This window comes from Odoribacter sp. (assembly GCF_985060555.1).
Genome location: NZ_CFKYFN010000107.1, coordinates 1 through 8,209, shown reverse-complemented (window position 1 = coordinate 8,209; position 8,209 = coordinate 1). Strand labels below are relative to the sequence as shown.

The 8,209-nt window shown below is 38.9% G+C and carries 7 protein-coding genes, 2 tRNA genes and 1 pseudogene; 8 read left to right on the top strand and 2 right to left on the bottom strand.

All coding sequences use genetic code 11. The features are described from left to right. From AC5RDS_RS14390 to AC5RDS_RS14370, 5 genes and pseudogenes are all read left to right on the top strand, one after another. Positions 1-439: pseudogene (locus AC5RDS_RS14390) on the top strand (hypothetical protein); the annotation flags it as partial. An 851-nt stretch (positions 440-1,290) separates the two neighbouring features. Further along, a complete protein-coding gene (locus tag AC5RDS_RS14385; RefSeq protein ID WP_217774266.1) occupies positions 1,291-1,512 on the top strand; it encodes a hypothetical protein in 222 nt (73 codons plus the stop codon). 7 nt (positions 1,513-1,519) lie between these two features. Then, a complete protein-coding gene (locus AC5RDS_RS14380) occupies positions 1,520-1,858 on the top strand; it encodes a hypothetical protein (RefSeq protein WP_217774267.1) in 339 nt (112 codons plus the stop codon). A 38-nt stretch (positions 1,859-1,896) separates the two neighbouring features. Then, a complete protein-coding gene (locus tag AC5RDS_RS14375) occupies positions 1,897-3,093 on the top strand; it encodes a hypothetical protein (RefSeq protein ID WP_217774268.1) in 1,197 nt (398 codons plus the stop codon). 77 nt (positions 3,094-3,170) lie between these two features. Beyond that, positions 3,171-4,049, top strand: coding sequence for a tetratricopeptide repeat protein (locus AC5RDS_RS14370; RefSeq protein ID WP_215658339.1), 879 nt, complete (start codon positions 3,171-3,173; stop codon positions 4,047-4,049). Positions 4,050-4,178: 129 nt separating this feature from the next. Here AC5RDS_RS14370 and AC5RDS_RS14365 read toward each other — a convergent pair. Further along, positions 4,179-4,252 (bottom strand) — tRNA-Pro (locus AC5RDS_RS14365). A 128-nt stretch (positions 4,253-4,380) separates the two neighbouring features. Between AC5RDS_RS14365 and AC5RDS_RS14360 the strand changes: the two genes are divergently transcribed. Beyond that, complete coding sequence (locus AC5RDS_RS14360; RefSeq protein ID WP_041557593.1) at positions 4,381-5,004, top strand: SagB/ThcOx family dehydrogenase; 624 nt, start codon at positions 4,381-4,383, stop codon at positions 5,002-5,004. A gap of 25 nt (positions 5,005-5,029) precedes the next feature. Beyond that, on the top strand, positions 5,030-6,463 hold the full coding sequence (locus AC5RDS_RS14355) for a bifunctional metallophosphatase/5'-nucleotidase (protein ID WP_494222382.1): 1,434 nt from the start codon (positions 5,030-5,032) through the stop codon (positions 6,461-6,463). 10 nt (positions 6,464-6,473) lie between these two features. On the opposite strand, the gene AC5RDS_RS14350 is transcribed toward AC5RDS_RS14355, so the two are convergent. After that, the gene (locus AC5RDS_RS14350) at positions 6,474-7,976 is read right to left on the bottom strand and encodes a potassium/proton antiporter (protein ID WP_013613520.1); all 1,503 of its coding nucleotides are present in this window, start codon (positions 7,974-7,976) and stop codon (positions 6,474-6,476) included. Positions 7,977-8,121: 145 nt separating this feature from the next. Between AC5RDS_RS14350 and AC5RDS_RS14345 the strand changes: the two genes are divergently transcribed. Continuing rightward, positions 8,122-8,206, top strand: a tRNA-Ser gene (locus AC5RDS_RS14345). Positions 8,207-8,209 lie beyond the last annotated feature (3 nt).

Sequence of the window (8,209 nt, the reverse complement as noted above, 5' to 3'; positions counted from 1 at the left end):
TCAACGGCTCAAAAGTATAGAAATCCGTAAGGACTTAACGGATGAATGGAAACGGCATGGATTACAGGAGGGTGTACAGTTTGCTACTCTAACAGATATTATCTATAAGACGTGGGCAGGAAAGACAGCTAAGGAATATAAACAGTTCAAAGGGTTGAAGAAAGAGAATCTACGGGACAATATGACTAATACCGAATTGGTGTTGAATATGCTTGCAGAGCTGTCTACTAAGAAAATATCAGAAGCACAAAACCCGGAATCATTCAATGAGCATATAGAGGTAGCCCGGCAAGGTGGAACGATTGCCCGTAATGCAAGGATAGAACTGGAAGAAAAGACGGGTGAAAAGGTTGTAACTCCTCTAAATGCAAAAGATGTGTTGGGATTACAAAGTGGAGAAGTGGAAGATGTGGATTTGGACAGTGAAGAAGCAAGGTAGTTGTGATAGTACAAAGAAACATACTGAGGGAGCCGTAAATGGTTCCCTTTTTTATATATACCTGTCTAAAAGAAAAATAAGTTGTGAAATAGAACCGTATAGGGATTACACCTCATCATGTCGGTGTTATTTATTCCCTAATAAATATCTTGGCTTATAGAGCCTAATAGAAGAATAAAAGTGATGAGGAATGATTGGTGGCTTCGATGATGAAAATATCCTATCCCATAAAGGAATGAGTATGGGGAGTATAACATATAAGTGATGATTCCATCAAATGATGAGGTGGATGATAGGTATAGAATAACAATGAAGATGGGGTAAAATAAAGAATATATCTATCTGATAACTAATCAAAAAAGAATAGCAAATATGTCAAATGGAAATATGGAGTTGTGCTGATTGTTATATGTTGTAAGTGGAGAGGTGAAAATACAATTTTGAAATTCTCATCGGAGTTATTTCCTAAAAATCTTGTTGAGTATAGAGTTTTATATACATTTGTTTGACGACACCCCGGAAAACGTTTGTAGGACGTCTAAATTTGACTATATTTGTCACACAATAAAGCAATTTATTGTAGACATATTGGTTATATGAAAGCGTTTAGCTTTATCCCGTTATTAGAAATCTGGACAATTTCAAATCACACGGGGATTGGCGATACAAACGTTCATGCTTGCCTTATATACTTACGAGTAATATATTCGGTCGAGCGTGGGGTGTCGTTTTATCTCGTGTGATGGGTTTGTCCAGAACCTCTAAAACAGATAATTCTAACAGTTCCCACGCTTTCTTTTTTGTAATAAACTTTCCTTTTGGGGGGCTGAGGGGAATTAATTACTAATCCTATGAAAAAGGTGTCTTTATTTGCGGCAATATGTTTTTGTCTGTGGTTTATAGCGGACTTAATATCTGTGATTGGATATACAGTTACTTATGTGGAAAGTAATGGAATAGAAAGGCTTTTATCGTCTTTAAATGTTATATATTTTGTCCAATCAGTAATAGGAATGCTTGCTGTTCTTTCTGGATTTATATTCTTTCTAACATTATATCGTCGTCAAAAATAAGAATACTATGGAAAAAGAAAATTTAAACAATGTATTAGGGGTTGAGGCAAATTCAGAAACGACCTCGAAATTTGTAAAGACAGGACGTAAATTCGTTTCAGTACAGAAGCATTTATCTGCTTTTTCTGTATTTATGCGAGTATTAATAATAATAATTTGGGGAGGCATGATGCTGAGTTTTTTACCACAACATTATTTAGCTTATCAAATGGCCATAGGTGGACTTATGTATGGGTTGATTGCTGCAATCTTATGGTTTTCAGTGGGAGATATCTATTCAACAAAAGAAATTATTTGGGAAGAGTTTGAGCTACAGAAACAGGAAAATGAAAGCCAAGTACATTGAGAAGAAATAAATAAAAACCTAAAACAATCAATAGCTATATGAAAAAGATGTTATATGTGATTCTATTGAGTTTGATATCATGCTCTATGTTTGCTCAAAAGAATAAGTACGAATTTCGGGATTTAGTATTTCAATGCTTTGAAAAAATTGATGATGGAAAATCTGATGTAGAAGTAAAAAGATGGTTAAAAGCACATTTTAAAACAGAGGAAACTCCGGAATGTTATATAGTTAAAGGACTTCCTTATGGCTTTAATACAAATGTTTATTTTCATCCGACTAAAATAGTATTTGAGCAAGAAAACGTCAGTAGTTTTGAAGATTTGGATGCTATAAATAGGGCTATTGCTTCTGCAATAAATGCCTTTAAAATGTTTGGTTATTTGGATGTTGTCAATTATGATTATAAAATATATGATGTGCGTAGGAAAAAGACGTGGAGAATGACAACAGATTTAAACCCTTATCAAGGAATCGCTTGGTTAACGATAAAAGGTGACGTTAAAATATATAAGTCTAAAGAGCAAATAGCAAAAGAAAAGAAAGAAGCGGAAGAAGCAAAAAAGAAGTTAGAGGAACAAAGGAAGCAAGAAGAAGCAAAACAGGTAAAAAAGCAAAAGGAAGTAGAGAAAATTTTAGCTATATATCAAGAAACGGACATTAAGTCTAAAGCAACTGATTACCTAAATACTAAGTATGCTAAGCAGATAAAGGAGTGTGAAAGAAAATTGGAGAAGTTAGTATTGAATTATGCAGGAGATGTCAATATATTGTTATGTGGAGATTCTACGGGGATAAATATTGTTAAACTAGATGAGGACATTGTGAATGACGAATTAAATAATTTACAGCCTTCTTCAACAATTTTCTACACATTAAATGGGGAGAATTATTATAAGTGTCAAGACAAAATATTCTTTACCAAAAAAATTCATGTTGAAACTAAAACATTTGAACATGGATATAGTGGACTAAAAAATAGAGGGGGTACATTTCAATATTATGGAAATATATTAGATATGGTAAAGAAAGCATGTGAACAGAATTTTACCAAACGAGGAGAATACTTTTTTGAATATTCGATAATTGGTGATGAGGTTATTGTAAAAGAATTGATTCTTGAACGTAAGCAAAGAGATGAAATCCGAGGAAAGAAAACAATAGGCAGGAAAATATTAACTATTGGTGGGTCCGTGGTATTATTAGGTGTAATTGCAGCCTGCAGTGCTCTATAATAATATGTCTAGAACAGTACCCCGGATAACAATCCCCCATTTTGTAAATTTGCTCTATAACATAAATATATAGAGCGATGATACAAGAAAACAGTTCCAATAGACAGGAAAATATCGTAGCTGGTGATAATAGCCAGCTACAATTTTTATCGGCTGTAGAAGAGTTTAAGAGAGCCGAAACAGACGAAGAAAAGGCTGTTGCCATAGAAGCAATGCGTATAGTGGCAAACACGGGAAATAAAAGTGCACAATACCACATGGCAGCAATATATGGAAATGGAGACGGAGTGCTAATGGACTTAGAAGAAGCTGTAAAATGGTGTCGTCTGGCAGCAGAACAAGGACATATGAAAGCCATTTTCAAATTCGGTGAATCCTATTATTATGGGGACGGGGTAAAACAAAACCCGACAGAAGCAATCAAATGGTTAAAATTAGCTGCGGATCATGGACATCCAATAGCTTTACATTATATGGGAATGGTATATTACGAGGGGAAGATACTACCACTGGATTATCATAGAGCCATAACGTATTTTTTCATAGCCGAAGCACAAGGCATAATTGATTCTTCATTTATGCTGGGGGTTATATATTACAAAGGGTGGGGAATAGATAAAGATGAAGAAGTTGCATTCCATCATTTCATGTTAGCTGCCGACGAAGGGGATGCGTACGCCCAATTTAATGTAGGAATCCACTATTATAACGGGTATGGAGTAAAAAAGGACTTAGAGAAAGCATTTGAATACTTCCACTTGGCAGCACAGCAAGGAATCGACAATGCGCAATTCAATATCGGTTTCCTATACCATTATGGGCAAGGTGTCAAACAAAATTATGAAGAAGCAGCCCGGTGGTATGAAAAAGCAATGGCACAGGGAAAAGAAGATGCTACTTTTAAACTGTCATTGATTACCCCTAAACTGCATGAATCCGGGGTGTCATGCGAATAAATACCAAATGAATTTAGTATTACGATTGGTATCTGTTTGCATTAAGTTTCCCGAAAAGTGTAATCAAAATGTAATCGTCACAATAAAAAAGAGGTCGGACTTTTGGTCTAACCTCTTGATAATCAGTAGTCGGGATGACAGGATTTGAACCTGCGACAACACGCCCCCCAGACGTGTACTCTACCGGGCTGAGCTACATCCCGTAATTGCGGTGCAAATATAAAGGAGATATTTGTAACTTGCAACAGTAAGGTGGAAAAAATTATTAAATACTGATTTTTTCCGGAAATTGTTTAACTTGCGGCAATATATGATTAAAAAAGGAGGTATCATGAAAAAGTTCTTATTGTTTTCGCTGTTGGTTGGCCTGTTTGGGGGAAGTCAGGCTCAGGATTTGAAACCTATAAAGTTGAATCAACCGAATGTTAAACGGGGATTACCTGTGATGACTGCTTTACAAAAACGTCAGTCTACCCGGGAATATGCTGATAAAAAATTGGAATTGCAGGATTTGTCGGACTTGTTGTGGGCTGCTGCCGGTATTAACCGGCCTGAATCAGGAAAACGGACGTCTCCGACGGCCATGAATAAGCAGGAAATCGATGTTTATGTGTGTTTGCAGGAAGGGGCTTATTTGTATCATCCAAAAGCGAATAGCCTCGAACCGGTGACTAAAGAAGATTTGCGTCCGGCTGTCGGGGGAGGACAGGGTTTTGTCGCTACTGCTCCGGTATGTTTGGTAATGGTGGCGGATTTGAGTAAGTTCGGCGGAGAGGTTTTAATGCCTGCCCTGGATGCCGGTATTGTTTCCCAGAATATATCCTTGTTTTGTTCCGGCACAGGCTTAGTGACAGTCCCCAGAGCCTCTATGGATCAGGCAAAATTGAAGAGTGGTTTGAAATTGAAAGATACTCAACGGCCTTTGATCAATCATCCGGTGGGATATGCAAAATGATAAAAGAAAAGTTATTGTGTACTTTGTGAGAAGATGGGGGATAGTGTTACTGCTTGCGGTAACACTATATTGTTGTAAAAATGAGTCGGGAACACCGGGGAAGGTCGTGATCGTTTCTACTAACGATATGCATGCACAGCTGGCTCGTTTTCCTCTGTTGGCTACTTTGATTCAGCAAAAAAAGACAGAAGGAGGGGAAGTGATTGTGGTTGATGCGGGCGATCGTTTTTCGGGTAATCCTTATGTGGATCATGCTCTGGAGAGGGGGGAACCGATGATCCGGCTGATGAATAAGGTGGGGTATGATGTGGTTACGATGGGAAATCATGATTTCGATTATGGACAAAAAATATTGAAAAAGAGGCTGCATGAAGCCAATTTTCCGGTGGTTTGTGCTAATATGCTTTCTGAAAAGAGTGAGTTGGGGCAGCTGCCGGCTTATCAAATGATTGAGAGAGGCGGGCTGAAATTTTGTTTTTTCAGTTTGATTCAGACCGGAGCGAATCATCTTCCTGCAACTAATCCGGCTAACCTGGAAGATATTTCTTTCCGTTATTTCAAGGATGTTGTTCCGGAATATAAACAGTTGGCGGAGGAATGTGATGTGATGATCGGATTAACTCATTTAGGGTTTGCCAATGATTCTTTGTTGGCTTTAGTGATGCCTGAGTTGGAGGTGATTGTCGGAGGGCACTCGCATACGGTCATTCGTGAACCGAAAAAGGTGAATGGGGTTTTGATCGGTCAGGCCGGTTCTAATCTGGAGTATGCCGGTGTGACTACACTTCGGTTTGAAGGTAAAAAACTGGTCGATAAATCTTATCAATTGGTGAGTTTGAAGGATATAGGAACTCCCGATCAGGAAATTGCTTTGCTGGTGGAAGAGATCAGTAACCGGCCGGAATTTAAAAAGATCATAGGACAGGCAGCAGAAGACCTGACCCGGAAAGAGGATGTCGCTTCATTGATGACCGATGCCATGCGTGATGCGGTTGGAGGTGATTTCGCTTTTTATAACAAAGGAGGAGTACGGCTGAATGAACTACGTAAAGGAGAGATTACCATGGAAAAAATATATAAAATGGAACCGTTCTCCAATTATATCGTTGTTCATGAATGGAATCTGAACAAGATGGAAGATTTTATCTTAAAAGATTATAACAGAGGGAAAGATCCCGGGAAACGCTATATCAATTACTATATTTCAGGTGGAAAATATGAGATCATCCGGAATTTGCAAGGAGAGGGGATCGAGGTGAAATTTTATGACGCCAGGGGAAAACGGTTGAAAGATAAACAAAAGAAATACAAAATTGCCTTTAGCAATTTTGTGGCTTCTTCCAATGAGCTGGTAAAGGGAGGGGAGGTTACCGATATCTTTATCACCGATGCAATTGCTGTCTACTTGCAAAAACAAGGAACTGTAAAATATACTGAACAACGGGCTTTTGTGAAATAGAGTTGCCTGTTTAGTTTTTGGTGATGGTAAATTCTTCGATACCCAGGGTGTTGTAGACTTGTTTCAACTCTTTTTCGTTATCGGAGATAATCAGAAGTTTATCGTTTGGGAATAACTGAGAACATCCGTTCGGTACAAAAAAATGATTGAAGCGTTTGACGAGAACGACCAGGGTATTGTCGGGGAGAGGGATATCGATCAGGTGATCTCCTTGAATGAGCATATCCGGGGTGACTATGATTTCTGAAAATACGGATTTCACTTCCTCGGGTAGTTCCATTTCGAATTCCTTGGCCATTTTTTTATTTTTGATGGATACGCCCAAAAGTCTGGCAATATGGGTGACACTGGTTCCTTGAATCAATAGAGAAAGTAGGGTGATGAAGAACACGATATTGAAAATCTGATGGGCTCCCGGTATGTTGGCGATCAGGGGATAAGTAGCGAAAATAATGGGTACAGCTCCGCGTAGACCGACCCAACAAACATATAACCGGCTTTTAAAAGTCATCTTGCGGAAAGGCAGGAGACACAATAAGACACTGACGGGACGGGCGAAGATGATCATAAAGATACCGATAAGCAGACCGAGCCAGGAGATGCTGATCAGGTCTTTCGGATTGACCAGTAAGCCTAGGGTAAGAAACATGATAATTTGGAAAAGCCAGGCTGTACTGTCGAAAAAATTGGTAATATTCTTTTTGTATACGATCCGGCGATTCCCGACGACCAGTCCGGCAATATATACCGCCAGATAACCGTTCCCCTGAAGTTTCTCGGTAAAAGAGAAAGTGAAAAATACAAAGGTCAGAAGAACAATCTGGTAGAGGGATTGGTTGAGGATTCTGAAATGGTTTAACGTATAAACAGCACAGCGTCCCAATAAATATCCGGCAATTCCTCCGACACTGAATTGGATGAAAAATGAAAGCAGCACCTGTCCGAAACTGAACTCTCCCGATTGAATGATTTGGATCAATAAGATGGTCAGCATATAGGCCATAGGGTCATTACTCCCGCTTTCTAATTCAAGCAGGGGACGTAGGTTGTGTTTTAGATTTAAGTCTTTGGAACGTAATATATTGAATACTGAGGCTGAGTCGGTGGATGACATGACGGCAGCTAGTAATAAACATCCTAACAAGGGTGCTTGTGCTTCTGGGAATGCCCAGGAAGCGAGGAGATAGACAAAACCTCCTGTAAATGCCGTCGTTAGAAGTACCCCCAAGGTTGCCAAGGTAATTCCTTGACCGATCACCGGTTTGATTTCTGTTATATTGGTGTCCATTCCGCCGGAGAAAAGGATAATACTCAATGATATAACTCCGATGAATTGTGCTGTTACCGGATTCTCGAATTCAATTCCGAAACCATCCCGCCCGAATCCCATCCCTACAATCAGAAATAACAATAAGACAGGAATACCGAGTTTAATCCCTGTTTTACCGATCATGATGCTGATGAATAGCAAGATAGAACCGAGCAGCAAAATATTTTGAGTGGTTATGATCATGTCCTTTTTTTGAAGTTAAACGCTTGGGCAGCTTCAAGGTTATAAGCCAGGATGGATAAAATATGAAATAGTTCGGTTTTTACCTTTATTTTCCTGAAAATTATTTTTGAGATTCTGTTTTTTACCCTATATTTGCATCCGCATTGGAGAGGTGGCAGAGTGGTCGATCGCGGCGGTCTTGAAAACCGTTGACTGTCACAGGTCCGGGGGTTCGAATCCCTCCCTCTCCGCTG